The 17,504-nt window shown below is 64.5% G+C and carries 20 protein-coding genes; 9 read left to right on the top strand and 11 right to left on the bottom strand.

The genetic code is table 11. The features are described 5' to 3' along the window. Nucleotides 1-108 precede the first annotated feature (108 nt). Together IVB41_RS29765 and IVB41_RS29760 are read right to left on the bottom strand one after the other, a co-directional pair. Nucleotides 109-816: an outer membrane protein gene (locus tag IVB41_RS29765; RefSeq protein WP_247437749.1), complete on the bottom strand. Its 708-nt coding sequence runs from the start codon at nt 814-816 to the stop codon at nt 109-111. A gap of 291 nt (nt 817-1,107) precedes the next feature. Next, the gene (locus IVB41_RS29760) at nt 1,108-1,503 is read right to left on the bottom strand and encodes a hypothetical protein (RefSeq protein WP_035961651.1); all 396 of its coding nucleotides are present in this window, start codon (nt 1,501-1,503) and stop codon (nt 1,108-1,110) included. Nucleotides 1,504-1,603: 100 nt separating this feature from the next. On the opposite strand from IVB41_RS29760, the gene IVB41_RS29755 reads away from it, so the two are divergent. Further along, on the top strand, nt 1,604-1,813 hold the full coding sequence (locus IVB41_RS29755) for a hypothetical protein (protein ID WP_247437747.1): 210 nt from the start codon (nt 1,604-1,606) through the stop codon (nt 1,811-1,813). A gap of 72 nt (nt 1,814-1,885) precedes the next feature. Here IVB41_RS29755 and IVB41_RS29750 read toward each other — a convergent pair whose 3' ends face one another. Then, nucleotides 1,886-2,284: a His-rich protein BRANT gene (locus tag IVB41_RS29750; protein ID WP_247437745.1), complete on the bottom strand. Its 399-nt coding sequence runs from the start codon at nt 2,282-2,284 to the stop codon at nt 1,886-1,888. Between the two features lie 252 nt (nt 2,285-2,536). Between IVB41_RS29750 and IVB41_RS29745 the strand changes: the two genes are divergently transcribed. Both IVB41_RS29745 and IVB41_RS29740 read left to right on the top strand, forming a co-directional pair. Beyond that, nucleotides 2,537-3,079: a tetratricopeptide repeat protein gene (locus tag IVB41_RS29745; RefSeq protein ID WP_027568442.1), complete on the top strand. Its 543-nt coding sequence runs from the start codon at nt 2,537-2,539 to the stop codon at nt 3,077-3,079. Between the two features lie 108 nt (nt 3,080-3,187). Continuing rightward, entirely contained in the window at nt 3,188-4,576 is a 1,389-nt protein-coding gene (locus IVB41_RS29740) for a serine hydrolase (RefSeq protein WP_247437742.1), read from the top strand. Here the strand turns inward: IVB41_RS29740 and IVB41_RS29735 are convergent. After that, on the bottom strand, nt 4,563-6,128 hold the full coding sequence (locus IVB41_RS29735; RefSeq protein ID WP_247437739.1) for a S10 family peptidase: 1,566 nt from the start codon (nt 6,126-6,128) through the stop codon (nt 4,563-4,565). The genes IVB41_RS29740 and IVB41_RS29735 overlap by 14 nt on opposite strands. Nucleotides 6,129-6,382: 254 nt before the next feature. On the opposite strand from IVB41_RS29735, the gene IVB41_RS29730 reads away from it, so the two are divergent. The 3 genes from IVB41_RS29730 to IVB41_RS29720 all read left to right on the top strand — a co-directional run bounded on the left by IVB41_RS29730 (nt 6,383) and on the right by IVB41_RS29720 (nt 8,407). Next, nucleotides 6,383-7,162 carry an NAD kinase gene (locus IVB41_RS29730; protein WP_007602648.1) on the top strand — a complete coding sequence of 260 codons (780 nt, stop codon included), beginning with the start codon at nt 6,383-6,385 and terminating at the stop codon, nt 7,160-7,162. Nucleotides 7,163-7,250: 88 nt separating this feature from the next. Beyond that, a complete protein-coding gene (locus IVB41_RS29725; RefSeq protein WP_027567831.1) occupies nt 7,251-7,796 on the top strand; it encodes a response regulator in 546 nt (181 codons plus the stop codon). 32 nt (nt 7,797-7,828) lie between these two features. Next, nucleotides 7,829-8,407: an Hpt domain-containing protein gene (locus IVB41_RS29720; RefSeq protein WP_027518674.1), complete on the top strand. Its 579-nt coding sequence runs from the start codon at nt 7,829-7,831 to the stop codon at nt 8,405-8,407. Nucleotides 8,408-8,545: 138 nt separating this feature from the next. Here IVB41_RS29720 and IVB41_RS29715 read toward each other — a convergent pair whose 3' ends face one another. The 4 genes from IVB41_RS29715 to folE all read right to left on the bottom strand — a co-directional run bounded on the left by IVB41_RS29715 (nt 8,546) and on the right by folE (nt 12,255). Beyond that, entirely contained in the window at nt 8,546-9,721 is a 1,176-nt protein-coding gene (locus IVB41_RS29715) for a DUF2336 domain-containing protein (RefSeq protein WP_247437737.1), read from the bottom strand. 204 nt (nt 9,722-9,925) lie between these two features. Further along, a complete protein-coding gene (locus IVB41_RS29710) occupies nt 9,926-11,023 on the bottom strand; it encodes a lytic transglycosylase domain-containing protein (protein ID WP_247438240.1) in 1,098 nt (365 codons plus the stop codon). An 89-nt stretch (nt 11,024-11,112) separates the two neighbouring features. Beyond that, nucleotides 11,113-11,535 carry a phosphoribosyl-AMP cyclohydrolase gene (hisI, locus tag IVB41_RS29705; RefSeq protein WP_247437734.1) on the bottom strand — a complete coding sequence of 141 codons (423 nt, stop codon included), beginning with the start codon at nt 11,533-11,535 and terminating at the stop codon, nt 11,113-11,115. Nucleotides 11,536-11,562: 27 nt separating this feature from the next. Continuing rightward, a complete protein-coding gene (folE, locus tag IVB41_RS29700) occupies nt 11,563-12,255 on the bottom strand; it encodes a GTP cyclohydrolase I FolE (protein ID WP_247287114.1) in 693 nt (230 codons plus the stop codon). Between the two features lie 229 nt (nt 12,256-12,484). Here folE and IVB41_RS29695 point away from each other — a divergent pair, with 229 nt between their 5' ends. Beyond that, nucleotides 12,485-12,940, top strand: a complete 456-nt coding sequence (locus tag IVB41_RS29695; RefSeq protein ID WP_247437732.1) for an iron-sulfur cluster assembly scaffold protein — start codon at nt 12,485-12,487, stop codon at nt 12,938-12,940. A gap of 70 nt (nt 12,941-13,010) precedes the next feature. On the opposite strand, the gene IVB41_RS29690 is transcribed toward IVB41_RS29695, so the two are convergent. Beyond that, a complete protein-coding gene (locus IVB41_RS29690; RefSeq protein ID WP_247437730.1) occupies nt 13,011-13,910 on the bottom strand; it encodes a hypothetical protein in 900 nt (299 codons plus the stop codon). Nucleotides 13,911-14,163: 253 nt separating this feature from the next. Here IVB41_RS29690 and yidD point away from each other — a divergent pair, with 253 nt between their 5' ends. Together yidD and IVB41_RS29680 are read left to right on the top strand one after the other, a co-directional pair. After that, the gene (gene yidD / locus IVB41_RS29685) at nt 14,164-14,502 is read left to right on the top strand and encodes a membrane protein insertion efficiency factor YidD (RefSeq protein WP_247437728.1); all 339 of its coding nucleotides are present in this window, start codon (nt 14,164-14,166) and stop codon (nt 14,500-14,502) included. Between the two features lie 91 nt (nt 14,503-14,593). Next, nucleotides 14,594-14,806: a hypothetical protein gene (locus tag IVB41_RS29680; protein WP_247437725.1), complete on the top strand. Its 213-nt coding sequence runs from the start codon at nt 14,594-14,596 to the stop codon at nt 14,804-14,806. Here the strand turns inward: IVB41_RS29680 and IVB41_RS29675 are convergent, their stop codons facing one another. Both IVB41_RS29675 and IVB41_RS29670 read right to left on the bottom strand, forming a co-directional pair. After that, the gene (locus IVB41_RS29675; RefSeq protein WP_247437722.1) at nt 14,807-16,021 is read right to left on the bottom strand and encodes a hypothetical protein; all 1,215 of its coding nucleotides are present in this window, start codon (nt 16,019-16,021) and stop codon (nt 14,807-14,809) included. Between the two features lie 2 nt (nt 16,022-16,023). Next, a complete protein-coding gene (locus IVB41_RS29670) occupies nt 16,024-17,391 on the bottom strand; it encodes an APC family permease (protein WP_247437720.1) in 1,368 nt (455 codons plus the stop codon). Nucleotides 17,392-17,504 lie beyond the last annotated feature (113 nt).

Below are 17,504 nucleotides of genomic sequence, written 5' to 3'. Positions count from 1 at the left end.
CGCCAGATGGTTGACGCAATGCAAACAGAAGGCTGGCAACCAGAGCCCGGCAAACGAAAGGCCGGCGGGGGAGCCGGCCTTTGTCAGATCGTGATCGTTGGTGGCGCGTCAGTAGCGCGAGGCTGCCGGACCGCCCCAGCCGAAGCGATAGTTCACGCCGACCTTGACGGTATGCTCGTCCTCCCGGCCGCGGACGCCCACGACGTCAGCCGGACCGGAGGTGATCGTCGTGCTGCCGAAGTTGTAGTACTGGTACTCGGCCTTGGCCGACCAGTTCGGCGCGAACATGTATTCGAGGCCAGCGCCGACAGTGTAGCCGTCCTTGCTGTTCCCGGTCGCGGTGAAGGGCTGCGGCACGCCGGCGACATTCACGCCAAGACCGCCATTGCGCCAGGCATAACCGCCCTTGGCGTAAAGCAGCGCCGGTCCCCAGGTGTAGCCGATACGACCGGTCACCGAGCCGAGCTGGTCGGTATTCGAGGTCACCTGCGTGCCCAGCGGGAACGTGGCACCGCCGTTGTTGGTCGGCAGCCAGGAATACTGCGCCTCCATACCCATGACCCAATTGGGCGCGAACTGGTAGTCGAAGCCGCCCTGGACACCGCCGAGGAAGCGCGCGTCGCTCGACTGGAAGCTGCTGTCGCCGGCAAAGGCGCCGCCGACATGGCCGCCGATGTAGAAGCCGGTCCAGTTGTAGATCACCTGCGGCGGCGTGTAGGCCGGAGCCTTGGTGTAGGTGCGCGCCTGCATGTCGGCTGCGGCAGCCGGCGCGGCCAGCGCAAGCAGGGCAACCGCACCCAGCAAAATCCTTTTCATGATCATCCCCGTTCTTTCAAATTCGACACTCAGGAAACAACGTGGCGTGAATTGGGTTGCTTCGCGGCGATGCCGGAACGTTGATCGTTCGTTACTGTGACGGAGCGGCAACAGCGCGATTTTGTTCCGTCCCGCAGGCTCATACCGACGGTTTTTTTTCCGCTGGAAAACAGAACCTGCTGTAGCGATTAGTCGCAACGCAAAACCACTCCGTTCAAGGCTCCCCGAAATGTGATCCGGCAGCTCCGGTTGGCTCTGTCCTATCACCAAGCGATGAAGGTGGGCTTTGCGCTACCGCGTCATCTTTTCAAGTTCCGGAAAGGGTACGTAAACCGCGCCCGCGCACAGCTCGCTGGCGCGATCGACGACGCGGTCCGCCCGGCCGTTGACGAAAATCACGGCGCGTTCCCTCATGGCCTTGTAGGTGCCGTCGGTCTCGCGTGGGGTGAAGTGCAGGCAGCTGACGTAGAACTGCCGACCGCCGACCTCGCGCTGCACCGGCTCGGCCATGCTGGCGTCACGCACGCCGACGGGGTTGTTCAGATAGCTGCGCATCAAGGCCAGCGTGTCGCCGCGGAAATTATCCGGGAACGGTTGTGGACCTCCGGCCTGGGTCCCGTCCATCAGGGTCGGACGGTCACCGTCGCTGCCGAAGCATCCCGTGAGCGCCAGCGGCAGTGCCAGCATCAACGCCAAGCTCACTGCGCGTTCCGCTAGTCGCCGCACCGCTTACGCTCTCCGCTCGATCAGTCTCGGAGACGTTCCAGCCCCAAGGTTGCAATGATGCATGTCTACAGGTGTTTTGCCCGACGAGTCAAACGGCTTCGTAAAATCCGCAGATGAGCCACCGATCAAACCATTGATTTATCTACCACCGGCTACTGTGCATGGGGTTGTTTTCGAGGTTTTGTTTGCGGCCGCCAAACCTGGGACGTTGCTCGCGGGCTTCAGCGTACCGGCCCGCCGCCAGCACCTCGAGCTTTCGCGCAAGGCGTGACGAACGGGCCGGGCCTGAATTCCTCACGCGGCGGCTGGGCAATGCTAGAACGCCGCCGCGCAGGATCAGTCGTTAGCTGCGCTTCTCCATCGTCGCCGGCTTGGTCACGTCCGGCTGCGTCGTCAGCGACTTCTTCGCGGACAGATGCTTGTGGTGGTGGCGATGCGTGCGCACGGTCTTGTGCGCGTCCGGTGTGACCGCGGCGTTGGCGTTCATCGCCTTCGACTTGGCATCCACCTTGGCGTCGGCCTTGACGTCCGAAGCCTTGACATCCGAAGTCTTGACATCCGAAGTCTTGGCATCGGCCTTGAGGCCGGCGTCGGGTTTCGCGGCGGTGGTGGACACTTTGGTCTGGGCCTCGTCTGCCTTGATCACCGGCGTGGTCGTGGTGGTCTTGCCGGTCTCGGCTGCGAAGGCCGGGGCTGCGATCACGGAAGCTGCAAGCAAGGCTGCGGAAATGGTCTTCAACATGGTTGGTCTCCTCTTGGAAGGATCTTGAGGCGGGCGCCCTCTCGCCAACCCTTTGATCGTAGGTTGGAGCCTAGGGGGCACGCACTGAACCCAATCTGAAGCCCGCAGCAGGCTCCCGTTCATCTGGATGACAAGTTTGTCATCTGTCCGCAGGGCGAATAGACCAGGATGCCGGGAATGTTTTTGCCTGATGGGTGTTCCGGTCTTTGGGCAATCGTGTAGGATCGCCACGTTCCATACGGGAGAACTTAGATGCGAAAACTCTCAACGCTTCTTGTGCCGGGACTTGTCGCCATGACATTGGCGGCCGGGCCGGCTCTGACCAGCGCCTATGCCGCAGGTGGCGACACCCCCTCGTCGCCGCCGGCCTCGGACACCTCGACCAAAAAGGGCAAGAAGAAAAGCTCCTCCGTCAACGATCCGAAATTCCTTGCTGCCTATCGCACCGCCTACACCACGATCTACGACAATCACGACTACACTGGCGCGATCGGCCAGCTGAAGTCGCTCAAGCGCGACGACGTCGCCGACGTCGCCAATCTGATCGGCTACTCCTATCGCAAGCTCGGCGACTACCAGTCGTCGAAGGTCTATTACGAGCTGGCGCTGAAGGACGATCCGAACCACGTCCGCACCTGGCAGTATTACGGCCTCTGGCAGCTCGAGCAGGGCAACCGCGAGCAGGCGCAGTATCACCTGAACAAGCTCGCCTCGCTCGCCGGCACCGACAGCTCCGAATATCGTTCGCTCGCCACCGCGCTCGACAAGCCGACCGGAGCGACTCTCGTCTATTAAGAACATCGCATCTCCGAATGGGACGAACGGGCACAACCTCAGGGTTGTGCCCGTTCTGCGTTCTCGGCTAGCTTTCCCACCAATCTTCCCCTCGCAAATCGGTGCGCAATGGACAATTGGCTGCGATCCGCAATCGAGTACATCGGCTCCTGGATCGAATTCCAGCACACCACAATCCAGCAGCCGGGCGTGATCGTCGCATTCGCCCATCGCGGCGAAATCGTCGCCGAGCACGCGTTCGGCCTCGCCAATCTCGACACCGGCGAGAAGCTCACCCCGCGCCACCGCTTCCGCATTGCCTCGCATTCGAAGAGCTTTACCTCGGCCGGCATCATGAAGCTGCGCGAGCAGCGCAAGCTCCGGCTCGACGATCCCATCGGCCAATATGTCGCCGGCCTGCATCCGCGCGTCGCCGGAACGACGATTGCGCAAGTGCTCTCGCACAGCGCAGGACTGACGCGCGACGGCGCCGATTCCGGCCAGTTCATCGACAGCCGTCCCTATCTCGACGCTAGCGAGCTGATCGCGGAATTGAAGCTGCCGACCGCGATCGAGCCGGGCACACGCTTCAAATATTCCAATCACGGCTTTGGGCTGATCGGTCTCGTCATCGAAGCCGTGACCAAGGAGCCTTACCGCACCTGGATCAAGCGCGAGATCATCGAACCCGCGGACCTGCGCGAGACCGAGCCGGACGCCCCGCTTCCCAAGGGCGCGTCGTTCGCGCGCGGCCACACCCGCAAGCTGCCGTATGGGGAGCGATGCGTGATCCCCGGCGACAATCCCGCGCACGCGATGGCCTCCGCCGCCGGCTTCATCGCGACCGCCGCCGATACCGCCCGCTTCTACGCACAGCTCGCGCCCAATGCGAAAAAGAGCATGCTATCGGTCGCGAGCCGCCGCGAGATGACGCGAAACCATTGGCGCGTGCCGCAAAGCTTCGAGGCCTATTACGGCCTCGGCGTCAACGCCGGCAAAACCGACGGCTGGGATTGGTTCGGCCATGGCGGCGGCTTTCAAGGTTACATCTCGCGGACCTGCTGCATCCCCGCTTGCGAGCTCGCGATCAGCATCCTCAGCAACTCCATCGACGGCGCGGCGCCGTTCTGGATGGACGGCGCGATGCAAATCCTCCGCGTCTTCCAGGCCCGTGGCGCACCCGACAGGCGCGTGCGCGACTGGACCGGCCGCTGGTGGACGATCTGGGGCGCGAACGACCTCGTGCCGCTCGGCAACCGCGTGCTGGTCGCCAATCCCCAGTTCAACAACCCGTTCATGGACGCCGCCGAGATCGAGGTCACCGGCCGCGACACCGGCAAGCTCGCCTGGGCCGCCGGCTACTCCAGCCATGGCGAGCCGGTGCGCCGCGTCCGCAACAAGCGTGGCAAGGTCAGCGACGTCTGGATCGCGGGCGCCAACATCAAGCCTGCGGCCGTCGTAGCCCGCGAGATCGCGCGGAGATACAAGCCGCGCAAGCGACGGCCTACTCCCGAATGAGCGCCTCGACCTCGCTCCGAAGCGCCTGTCGCGAGCCGTCGCGCGAATAGAACATGTGGCCGCCGGGATAGACCACGAACTTGACACGCTGTGTTGCGAAGGCCGGCAACTGGTCGAGCACCCGCTTCGATCCGAAATAGGGCGTGGCGAGATCGAACAGTCCGTGCGCGACCAGCACGTTCAGCTTCGCATCCGTGGCGAGGATCTGGCGCAGCTCGGAGACCGACTGCGGCGGGTTGATGCCGCGGCCGAAATCCCAGTAACCCTCGACGGCGCCGTTCAACACCTCGTAGGAGCCATCGGGCCGCCAATTGAGCTTGTGTGTCAACAGGTCAACCGCGGCACTCGTCAGCGGCGCCTGCAGCGCATCGCCGGAGGGATCACCGAACCGCGAGCTGCTCGAATCCGGATAGGGATCGAAGCCTCGTACCGAGCCATCGTAGCGCCCCGTCACCTTGCCGTTCTTGCGGTCGAATTCGCGGCGGAATTCGCCGACGTCGAAGCGGCCGGCAAGCCGGCGGCTCACCGCCTGGTCGATGCCGGTGAGCTCGGCGACCTTGTCGGCAAGACGATTGGTCGCCTCCTGGTCCGCCTCGCCTTTGACGAGGTCGGCCAGGAATTCGCCGCGCGCGTAAGCCTCGACGTCGGCGAGATCGGCGCGCTTGACCGGGCCTTTCGCCTCGCGCGTCACCGCGACATAGCTCGGCAGCGTCGCGACATATTGCAGGAGGCTGGTGCCGGTGAACTCGCGGAAGTCCAGCAGCGGCGACACCAGGATCAATCCCCTGACCCCGACGCCGTGCTGGAGCTGCAACTGGCGCACCACCTTCGGCCCGCGAATGCCGCCATAGCTTTCGCCGGCGACGTATTTCGGCGAGGTCAGCCGGTCGTGCTTCTCGAGCCAGCGGCGGATCACGAGCGCGATCGAATTGACGTCACCGTCAACGGAGTAGAACGATTTGCGCGCGTCATCGCCGGTCGCGACAAAGCGGCTATAGCCCGTGCTGACGGGGTCGATGAAGACGAGATCGGTGAAATCGAGCCAGGTCTCCGCGTTAGGCTTCACCTCGGGCGAGGCGGACGGCGACAGCGCTTCGCCATCGAGCGGCAGCCGCCACGGCCCCGCCGCGCCGAACTGGAGCCATGCCGAGGACGCACCGGGCCCGCCGTTGAACAGGAACGTCACAGGGCGCGTCGCGCGGTCGGCGCCGTCGAGCTCATAGGATGTGTAGGTGACGTCGGCCACCGGCTCGCCCTTGCCGTCGAACACGCGGATCGAACCCGCGGTCGCTGCGAAATTGAGGGTGCGGCCGGGAAGATCGAGCGTCTGCTTCGTGGTCGAATCCGACGGAAGACGGTGCGGCTCGGCGGATGACGATGAATTCTGCGACGCGCTTTGTGCGCCGCCGCGACCACCCTTCTGTCCGGCTGCTGCCGCCGCCTCGGCGCGCGGCTGCGGCGGATCGTCGGCGCGCGCAAATCCTGCGAGCGCGAATGCCGACACCGCCAGCACCAGGGTCGCGCGGCGGAGCGCCGGCATATTCATGGCCATGATCGTTCTCCCTGCCCGGCGACGACCACCGGTGCGGACCGCAAGGCTAGCGCGAAATTGCGACGGTTTGGGGGATCATGGCTCCAGCGGCGCCTGAAGAGCCCGGTTGGGCACAAATCGAGCCGGTTTCGTCCTCAAATCGGAATGGGCAGTTGCCGGTCTGGTGTGAAGGGCGGTCATCCTCGACAATCGGGGTCGAGATCGTTAGACGAGCCCGGCGGAACTTTCTCCAGCCAGCGGCCCTGCCCGAAGCCATGACCAAGCCAGCGCGATACGACCGGATCGCCTTCGTCGCCAGCCCGAGCAGCGAGGCGCAAGCCGCCTTCGGCCAGCTCACCAGAGACTTCGGCAATTGCGACCCGAAGGACGCCGACATCGTGGTCGCACTCGGCGGCGACGGGCTCATGCTCCAGACGCTGCATCAGCACATGCACACGGGCAAGCCGATCTACGGCATGCACCGCGGCACCGTCGGCTTCCTGATGAACGAGTACTCGACGGTCGATCTTCGGGCCCGTCTCGAGGCCGCGCAGGAATCCGAGATCCACCCGCTCCTGATGCGCGCGACCGACGCCAACGACCGCGTTCACCTGCATCACGCCATCAACGAGGTCGCCCTGTTCCGGCAGACCTATCAGGCGGCGCGCCTGCGGATCCTGATCGACGAGCGCGAGCGCATGTCCGAGCTGATCGCCGACGGCATCATGGTGGCAACGCCGGCCGGCTCGACCGCCTACAATCTGTCCGCCCAGGGGCCGATCCTGCCGATCAACGCTGCGCTGCTGGCGCTGACACCGATCAGCGCCTTCCGCCCGCGACGCTGGCGCGGCGCGCTGCTACCGAACACGGCTTATGTCGTGATCGAGGTGCTTGAGGGCGACAAGCGCCCCGTGGCGGCGGTCGCCGACCACGACGAGGTGCGCGACGTCCGCCGCGTCGAGGTGCTGTCCGACAGGACCATCTCAATGCGCATGCTGTTCGACCCCGGTCACAGCCTGGAAGAGCGCATTCTGCGCGAACAGTTCGGCTCCTGAGCCGCCTCGCCGGACTGCCGATCGCAACCCTTCATTAACCCCCGGCGAGATATGGTTAACGAAAGTTGACCGCTCCGGCCCGGGCTCCATGTTCCGCATCGATTTCAACAAGCTGCGTTTCCTCGTCTGCGACGACAATCCGCACATGCGCCGCATCCTGCGGACGCTGCTGCATTCCTTTGGCGCGCGTGAAGTCTACGAGGCCGAGGACGGCGCCACGGCGCTGGAAATGTACAGCCATTACGTGCCCGACATCGTCATCACCGACTGGGCGATGCCGATCTTCGACGGGCTCGAGCTGGCGCAGATGATCCGGCAGCCGGAATCCAAGGGCAATCCTTACGCGCCGATCATCATGCTGACCGGCCATTCCGAGAAGCGCCGCGTCACAGTGGCGCGCGATGCCGGCGTCACCGAATTCCTGGCCAAGCCGATCTCGGCCAAGGGGCTCTACCAGCGCATCCTCAACGTGGTCGCCAGTCCCCGACCCTTCATCAAGACCAAGACCTATTTCGGCCCGGACCGGCGCCGCAACATCACCTCCGCCTATATGGGTCCCGAGCGCCGCGTCGGCGAAAAGCACGAGGTGCTGCAGCAGCCCTCGCTGCTCGACAAGGCCCGCTCCTCCATCTAGCGCAACGTCTCTCACGATCGAGGCCGAATATCATGGCGAAGAACAGCGCAAGAGACATCGAGATCACGGCCTTCGCCACGCATCAAATCATCACGCAGCCCAACCCGCTGCGGTCGGTCCTGCGCCGCGTCGAAGACAAGGACATGGACGATCCGGTCGGCCGGGCCGAGCAGGCGCTCGCGGGCCTCGCCGGCGAGTTCAAGGACTGGATGGCGACCGAGATCAACCGGCTGTCGGCCGCCTACGTCGCCATCCGGCACGACGGCTTCACCAAGGACAGGCGCGACGAGTTGTTTCGCGCCGCGCACGACATCAAGGGCGATGCCGCGACCTTCGGCTATCCGGCGGCGGCCGGCGTAGCCGAGAGCCTGTGCCGTGTCATCGAGCACGCGCCCGATCTGGAAAAGGTGCCGGCCGAGCTGTTCACGCACCACATCAACGCCATCCTCGCCATCGTGCACGAGAACACCAAGCTCGACAGCATCAGCGTCTCCGCCGAGCTCAGCCGGCGCCTGCGCAAGGTCGCCGACGACTATCTCGCCGACGCCAACCGCGATCGCCCCGAGCATCTCGAGGTGATCCTGGCGCCGAGCATCGCGCCGGCGGGGTAAGGGCTCGCCTCTCTCCTCTCGTCATTGCGAGCGCGGCGAAGCAATCCAGACTGTCTCCGCGGTGGGATTCTGGATTGCTTTGCTGCGCTCGCAATGACGGAGTTTGCGGTTTAGACCTGCCCTATCTCGGATATCGAATTAGGCCGCGATCAGATCGTCATAGACAGGATCAACCATCTCCTCCGCGACCAGCTCGTCGCAGAACAGCCTTGCCTCTTCGCGCGCGGACTCCGTGGCGAAGCGGCGCAGCAGGACCATCAGCGGCTCGGTCGCGCCGCGGTCGGTCTCGCAATGGGTGAGCACGCGCTCGACCATGCGGCGGCGCAGCCGCACCGCATTGTCGTCGCTGTCGACGAAGCCTTGCTCGTGGCAGGCATCGAGCGCGACCTGGAAGGCCGCAAATGTCGCCTCGGGAAGCCCGGCGCGCCGTAGCAGCGCCTGCAGGCTATTGCCGCCGCGATCGTGCAGCAGCGCGGACACGCGCGCCAGCGGCAGCTCGGCGAGCTCAGCCAGCGCCGCATCGAACAGGTCCAGATTGCTCGACAGCAGCGCGCGCAGAATGAGACCCGCTGTGAGCTGGCCGGTGATGCGCAGGTGCTGAACAAGACCTTCCATGTCTTCGCCGCGTGAGCGCGCCGCGATATTCATGGTGGAGCGGTCGCGCGCCTCGGTCGCGATCCGCTCGGCGCGGTCGGCACTCAGCCAGTTCCGGGCCACGACGAATTGAGCCAGCGTCTCCGAGAGTTTTGCCACCAGCGCAGCGCGCGTGGCGGACGGCAGATCCTCCAGCACCAGCATCGCCTCGCGGATCGCGGCGAGATGGCCGTGACGCTCGACGATGCGATCCCAGGAGAATGGCGCAAGCTCGGCATGAGGATTTTCGATCAGCTCGAGCGCTGCCGCCGCGCAGCCGACTTCGGCAATGGCGGCGCAGACCGATACCGGCAGCGCGATGCGGCGCGCGACCGCGCACTGCACCTCGTCGTTGCCGGTCGCGACGATGTCGACGAGATCGGCGTCGATCAGCAGCGGAGAATGTTCGAGCACGGGCAGCGCGACGGTCGGCTGGTCCGCCGACAGCGCCCGCACGATCGACGCCGGCGCCTCGGTGCTGCGCGCAAACGCCTCGGCCATCGCCTGCCGCACCAGCGGCGAGGGATCGTCGAGCAGCATCAGAAGCGCGCCTTCAGCGGCAATACGGTCGTCATGGGAAAGGTCTGAGATCAGCCAGGCCCGGGCCAGCGCCCGCGTCGCCTCGGCCCGCTCGCCAGCGGGCGCCGTCCTGATCCAATTGATGAACTGCCGAACAATCATGGTGCTTCCGGCTTACGCAACGAAGACGAAGCGGTGACGGCTTGTCACCTGCAACACAAATTAAACCACGACGCTTAACAAAGCGTTCACCATAACTGGCTGGTTTTATTGACGTTTTGTTAAGGGAACAAAGGCGCCTGTGGACGCGCTGGGACCTGCTCGCAGCGTTCACGCTACGACGTATCCGAGACGCGGGCGCGCGAATTAGCTTGAGAACGTGCCGCTGCGATCGCTGAAGAGATCAAGAGGCTGCGGCGGCCGGACGTCGGGCGTCGCCGATGCGGCCGAGGTCGCTGGTGCGACCGTGGTCGCGGGTGCGACCGAGGTGAGCGAGGCATTGTTGCCCCACAATGTCTGCACGGTCGTCGAAACCGGCTGGGTGGTGTCGCCGGGCTGATAGATCGAGCGAAACACCGGCGTGCCCGGTGCATTGTCCGCGACCGTCATTGGCGCTGTCGCGCTGACCGGCGTCACCGCGCGTGTGTTCGGAAAGGTCTGGAGATACGCGGCATTGTCGATCAGCGGCGCGGCAGGCTGTACGCCATTGGCGCTCGCGACCAGCGTGGTCGACAGCGTGCCGCCATACATCGCCATCGCGCTGCGGGTGGTTTTCGAATTTGCCGCGCCGGCGTAGCGCGCATCCAGCACCGAATAGACCTCCGAGACGCTGCGCGCGCGGCCGTCCTTGGCGTAGAAGATCGAGCGATTGGCGGACGCAGCGTTGGGAAACAACCGCGCACCGACCGCTTGCGGATTGTCCTCGGCGTTGGCGATCAGCTTCGCGGCGCCGCCGACGCCCATGAAATGCGCCATGTAGAGTTCGCTGTCGGACGGCCTGCGGCCGAGCAGGCCGGTGAGCTTGAAGCTGTTCGACTGCGTCAGCGCGGCCGCCATGCTGGAGGCGGCCTGCGGATCGTCACGCAGCTTCATGATCGACCGCTTCATCGCGGGATCATCGACGGTGTAGGTGCCTGACGACGTCCTGGTGATGGCGTCGGAATAATTGCCATAGCCGAGCTGGGTGCCCGCTTCCTTCACCGTGCCCAGCCAGGTCTGGTCGATGAACTGGTAGAGCCCGTGCGCCGATGACGTCGTCGCCCCAGCCGTGGGATCGAAATCAGATTCCATCTTGGCGGTGGTCAGCATGTATTGGAAGCTGACGCCAGCGACGTTCGAGGCCTGCTTGATCGCACCGGCGACGCGTGCCCGCGACGGATCGAGAACCGCCGTCTGAGAGGCACTGGAATTGTCGACCGACATGATGAAGTGCCCGCACCGCACGGCGTTGAGTGCGCCGGCAATTCAGCGCCCTGTCGTCTCACCGTGGGACAGGTATGGTTAATGCGGGGTTAATTCGGATCGCCAGCTCCGCCCTGCGCGTGACGGCAGGACTACTTCTTGTACACCGCGTCTGGATCGAACAGCCTGTCCGCATCGACGAAGAGGAGCGTGGCGCCGCCGTCTTCGGCCTCGACCTTGCGGTAGAAGCAGGACCGGCGGCCGGTGTGACACGCCGCGCCGATCTGCTCGACGCGGAGCCAGATTGCATCCTGATCGCAATCGGTGCGGATCTCGACCACGCGCTGGGTCTGACCCGAGGTCTCACCTTTTCGCCACAAGGCCTTGCGCGAGCGGCTGAAGTACCAGGCCTCGCCGGTCGCAATGGTCTTGCGCAGCGCCTCGTCGTTCATGTGCGCGACCATCAGCACGTCGCCGGTGGCGACGTCGGTCGCGACGACGGTCACGAGCCCGGCCGCGTCGAACCTGGGAAGGAAGGCGAGACCTTCCTCGGTTTCATGGGAGTGAGCGGACACAATGACCTCGCCGGTCTATTCGCGAGGTCAGCGCTGCAGGCCTCGCACCAGGGACAGAAAACGAGCCTGCTCCGCCGGATTGTCGCGGAACATGCCGGTGAATCGGCTGGTGAAGGTGGAGGCGCCATGCTTGGCGACGCCGCGCACCGACATGCAGGTATGCTCGGCCTCGATCAGCACGGCAACGCCGCGCGGCTTGAGGATCTCGTCGATCGCCGCCGCGATCTGCGCGGTCATGTGCTCCTGGGTCTGGAGCCGGCGGGCGAAGATGTCGGTGAGGCGCGCAAGCTTCGACAGGCCGACCACGCGTTCCACCGGCGTATAGGCGATGTGCGCCTTGCCGTAGAACGGCATCATGTGATGCTCGCATTGCGAGGTGAACTCGATGTCGCGCACAAGGACGAAATCATCATAGCCGGCGGTCTCGCCGAAGGTGCGATCGAGTACCTCGGCCGGGCACTGGTGGTAGCCCTGATAGAGTTCGTCGAAAGCCTCGACCACGCGGCGCGGCGTGTCGAGCAAGCCCTCGCGGTTGGTGTTCTCGCCGATATAGGCGAGCAGCGTCTTCACCGCCTGCTCGGCCTCGGCGCGCGCAGGGCGCGGCTGGTCGGCGCGGACGGCGGCGGCGAGGAATTCGGAAGGATCAAGCTCCGCCGGACGGCCATCGGGCTGCCGGTCGGAGGGCTTGTTGGGGCGGATGGATTTGATGGTAGCGTCCATGTCTACTCCGTTCGACGGCCTTGCGGCCGGAGTGTCACCGGCAGACGGGGCGGCGAGCCGCCGGACGCCTGAGAGAACAGTTTCGGCGAAAAGGTCTTCAAATTAACGCCGGCAGCACGGTTCTGGATCACACCACTGCTGCAGCGCTGGACTGTTTTTCCGCCAGTTCCGACCCTATATAGGGCCGTGGACGGCGCACGCCAAGGCCGATCCTGCTGGACTCCATCACATGCTGAACGACATTTATAACAAGCGGATCATCGAACTGGCCGGGAATATTCCGCGGCTCGGACGGTTGTCGGATCCCGATGCCACCGCCACCGCCCACTCCAAGCTGTGCGGCTCGACCGTCAAGATCGACCTCAAGATGGAGGGCGACAAGGTCACCGACTTCGCCCACGACGTGAAGGCCTGCGCGCTGGGACAAGCTTCTTCATCCATCATGGCAAGTCAGATCGTCGGATCGACTGCGAGCGAACTCCGTGAGTTACGCGAAACTGTTCGCAAGATGCTGAAGGAGAACGGCGCGCCTCCTGACGGCAAATGGGCAGAGATCAAGTTCCTCGAGCCGGTCCGCGACTACAAGGCGCGGCACGCCTCGACGCTCCTGACCTTCGATGCCGTGGTCGATGCCATCGGCCAGATCGAGGCGAAAGCGAAGCAGCCGGCTGCGGCGCAAGGCTGAGTCCGGAGGCTGATTCCGGCGGCTGCTTCCGGCGCGTGGCTAGGCCCGGAACGAGATCAGAAATTCGAGGCTACTTCTGCGATGCCGCGACCGGCGTGGCTACGCCGCCCGTCGGCACCAGGGCTTCCGCCGTCTTGGTCGACTTGGCGGGCTGCTCCGGTTCCGCACCGAACCTTGCCTGGGTCTTCGGTGCAAGCTCCGCCATTGCCGGCGCGGAGATGTCGACATGCGGCAGCACGTCGGCCACGAGATCCGTCGTCACGAGATTTGTGAGCTTGAGCTCGCCTGCATCGAGCTCGTGCAAATCTTCCCAGGGGGGGACGCTGAGCGCGAGCGACAGCAGATCGCCGGCACCGCCCATGTCGAACGTGTATTTGGCGAGCCGGCCGATGTCGCGCTCCACGATCATCAGGTCCTGCGCGCTGTAGCTCGCTGCCTTGGCATCGTCGGCGCGATCGCCCATCCAGATCTGGTGGACCCGGACATGGGCCGCTTCCGGCACGTAGCGCTTCTTGCCGGCCAGCAACAGGAACACGCACATGGATTCGCAATAGGCCTCAGGCGCGACCGCCGGACGGACCGACTGCCCGCCGCGGTTCTGAAGGCTGATGCCGACCGTGGTCAGAAGTCCGAGATTGCGGAAGCGCCGGCCGAGCGTGATCGCGTCGTTGACGGAACCACCGCTGGAATCGAGCACCACGGTGGCGCCGCCGAGCTGGCGTCCGCGGGAAAAATCTTCGAAGTCCCTCGGCGTATCGGCCGTGATGATGCCGACCGCACTGACCCACCCGCGGCAATTCGGCTCGCAGGCGACCCAATTGAACTTCATCGGCAGCTTGCGCTCTTCGAGGGCAACACCGGCCCGAGCCGACGACCCGAGCGTCGCGACGGCGCCAGCCAACACGACTCCACAAGCAGCGGTTCCCACCAGCAACCAGCCGCGAAGTTTGAGCGCCTTCAGAAGTTTCAAACTGGTCCCTTCCCCAAGTCCCAAGCTTTAGCCCAAGCCTTACGGCGAGCCGACTCAGCCAAGCCCCGTTCTGACTTTCCAATGAGTCTCACATGACCGTCACAAAAATGGTATCCGGGGGAATACAGCTCGTCCATAGGCGCTTGCTGCACTGCTCCCAAAAAGCACGCAAAATATGACGTACAAACAACTGCTTACAGTTCCCTGCGCCGGAACCGCGCAGGACCTCGCCCACGATCTCAGCAATGCGCCCATGAAGCGATCAACTTGCGAGCATTGTTCCAATCCCGTCGCGGGCGCGCGCCGGCTTCCACGCAGATTCGGCCGCGCGCTGATCTGGCTCTACCGCCACACGCTCTCGCCGCTGGTTGGCTACAATTGCCGGCACCTGCCGACCTGCTCGGTTTATGGCGACGAGGCGATCGAAAGATTCGGGCTGTGGGCCGGCGGCTGGATGACGCTGGCGCGCCTGCTCCGTTGCAACCCTTTCGGCACCTCGGGCATCGACAACGTGCCCCTCACCACACCGCAAGCTTCGCGCTGGTATCTGCCTTGGCGCTACGCGCGCTGGCGCGGTGTCAACGCATCCTGAGCATGATGCGGCGCCTCACCCGTCGCTACCTTGAGTGGAACCGAAACTCGCCCCTCGCGTTGATGTGATGCTCCTGCGGGAGGAAACAACAATGCGCTGGAAAATCAGCCCTCATTTTCACTTCAGGTCTGGACGGGATTCGCGGGCTGGTTCGCGAGGCCACGATCCCAGAACCCTCGACATGCTCGCTATCATCGGCCTGCTTGTGCTTGTCGTCGGCTCGGGCTGGTATCTAGCGACGAGCACTGCCACGCCGCCCAGTACGACGGAGTTCATCGTGCCGAGCCAGAGCGTGCACTGGTAATCAGCGGGACCAGAAAAAGCGTCCGGGCGGCGGCGGGACCGGCTCGGGCGGACGTGGCCGCTTCGGACGCGGCGGTTTCGGCGGCGGCTCGGCGGACGAGGTGGTCTCCGCGCCCGGCGCCGTCTCGCTTCCCGGCACCTTCACCGACAGCAGCAAGTTCGACTCGTGCATCCGCCAGCGGTAACCGACGCCGAAGTCGATCGGCTGGGCGCGCGTGAACAATGCGGCGTAGCGCTCCTGATAGCGGCCGGGAAATTCGCCGATGGGTCCGAGATAGCGGCCGAACGGGAAGAACCGCCATTGCCGCGAATTGTAGCTCGAAAGCGGAATGCCAGAATCGTCCTGGACGATGGTCGCGCTGTTGGCCAGCAACCAATCGCGCGCGACGGTAAAGTTGTCGGAGTGCAGCAGATAGGACGCACTCTTGATCAGGCTGTTGCCGGGGCCGAGCGTCTCGCAGAACTTCAGGAAGCCTGCCGCGCGTGCACCCGAATTGGAGAGATCGGTCGAGAAATAGTACAGCGTGCGCGCCTCGCCGTCGGGGCCTGCAAAGGTGATGCGGGCGCCGCGCGTCGCGTTCGGCCCTGGATTGTCGTTGCCGACATGCACGCCGCCCTTGTCGTCGAGTGCGACCATCTCGACATTGCGGATGGTCTTGCCGGAGCGGACGAGGAAAACATAGAGGATCGGCAAGGTGCCGTTGACCTGGTTGGTGTGCAGGTCGACCTTCATTTGCTTGGTGATGAAGAAGGAAAAACTCAGGATCGAGCCGAGTGAGCGCTCGACATTGTAGAGCGCGGCGCCGACCGAGCCGCGCGGCAAGCGCGTCAGGTCAGCCACCGCACCGACCGGCTCCAGCGCGCCGAGCACGTACGTGCTGGCCTTGGGATAAAAGGCGTTGGCGTAGAGGAAGTCGGGACCGCTGAACAAATAAAACATGGTCGGCCTGGGCGCCGCCAGATTGACGTCGGCCCAGTTGCGGATCTTCGAGAGCTGGCGCTGCTCGAGTTGGGCGAAGGCGCCGTCGAAGAACTTTGCGTGGCGCTGCCAACCCGGGTCCTTTGTGAGCGGCACCAGCGGCGAATCCGCCGAAGGCTGCATGCCCGCGAGGAAGCGCGCGGTGTCGTCGAAGGTCGCCTCGGCGGCACGTGCGGACGAGACGGTCGCAGCCAGCAAGGCGAGAGCGACGGCCGCAATTCTCATGGGTCGAAACATGTCTATTCGCAATGTCGTGAAGTGCCAGCGGCGACCGGCCGCCTGCGGAAAACAGCATAAATCAACAGGCCCGAGAGCATGACGAGCATCCCCGACAGCGATTGCACGGGCCGCTCGGTCAACAAATAGTACATCATGAAGGCGGTCACGAGCAGGAAAACGAGCGGCGTGAACGGGTATCCCCAGGCACGATAGGGCCGCGGCAAATCGGGATCGGTGATACGCAGCTTGATGACGCCGGCGACCGTGAAGAACGAGCAGAACAAGAGCGCGAACTGGATGAAGTCGAGCACGGCCTCGAAACTGCGGGTGAACAGCAGCAGATTGGCGACGGCGAGCTGAAACAGGATGGCATAGGCCGGCGCGCCGCGGACCGATCTCTGCGAGAACACGCGCAGTGCCGGAATGTCCTCCCCCATCGTCATCATCACGCGCGGGCCGATCCACATCATCGCGCTGATCGATGAGATCAGGCCGAAGCAGATCATCGCGCCTACGATCCGGCCCCCGAGATTACCGAAGATCGCGCTGCCGGCGACGCTGGCGACGTCGAGCTGACCCGCGAGTGCGCCGACCGGGGTCGAATGGAGAAACACCGCATTCAGCGCGACGTACAGCACGAGCACGATCAGCGTGCCCGCGAGCAGCGCGCGCGGCAGGTCCCGCTGCGGCATGTTCATCTCGCCGATGATGTAGGTCGCGGCATTCCAGCCCGAGAACGAATACATCACGAACACGAGCCCGATCGCGAAAGGCGCGCTGACGATGTGCGCGAGATCGCCGGCCTGCGGCGTGAAGGCGATCGGCTGCGGCACGCCGACGATGAAGCCGGCAACCAGGAAGGCAACGATCAGCACGACCTTCAGGATGGTCGAGATCAATTGGAAGGTCGAGGAGTGCCTGACGCCGGTCAGTTGCACGAGCGAGACCAGCCACACCACGGCGATGGCAAGCGGGATCGGCGGCACACCGGGCACCACCGATTTGGCGTATTCGCCGAACGCCATCGCGGCGAGCGCGACGGGTGCTGCAAAACCAACCGTTGCCGACACCCAGCCGGCGAGAAAGCCGAAGGCGGGATGATAGGCACGGCCGAGAAAATTGTATTCGCCGCTCGAGCGCGGAAACATCGCGCCGAGCTCGCTGTAGGAGAATACCCCGCACAGCGCGACGATGCCGCCGACGGTCCACAGCAGGAGGATCGAGAAGCCCGAGGGGATGTCCTTGACCTGGAAGCCGAGGCTGGTGAAGACGCCGACCCCGATCATGTCGGCCACGACGATGGCGGTCGCAACCAGAACGGAGACCCCCGACCCGTTTCCGGTCAGCCGGCCGGTCCAGGGTGCAGTACCCGCATCTGATGCCGTCATCGCCGTCCTCAACCTCAGGCGTCACGCCTCGTGGGAAGCATCGTGCAGCTCGGTCCAGTCAATTCAAGCAGGGTTAACAAGGGTTAAATGAGGCGGGGCTACTTCGGTACTCT

Source organism: Bradyrhizobium sp. 44 (genome assembly GCF_023073095.1).
GTDB lineage: Bacteria > Pseudomonadota > Alphaproteobacteria > Rhizobiales > Xanthobacteraceae > Bradyrhizobium.
This window is presented reverse-complemented; position numbering and strand designations above follow the sequence as displayed.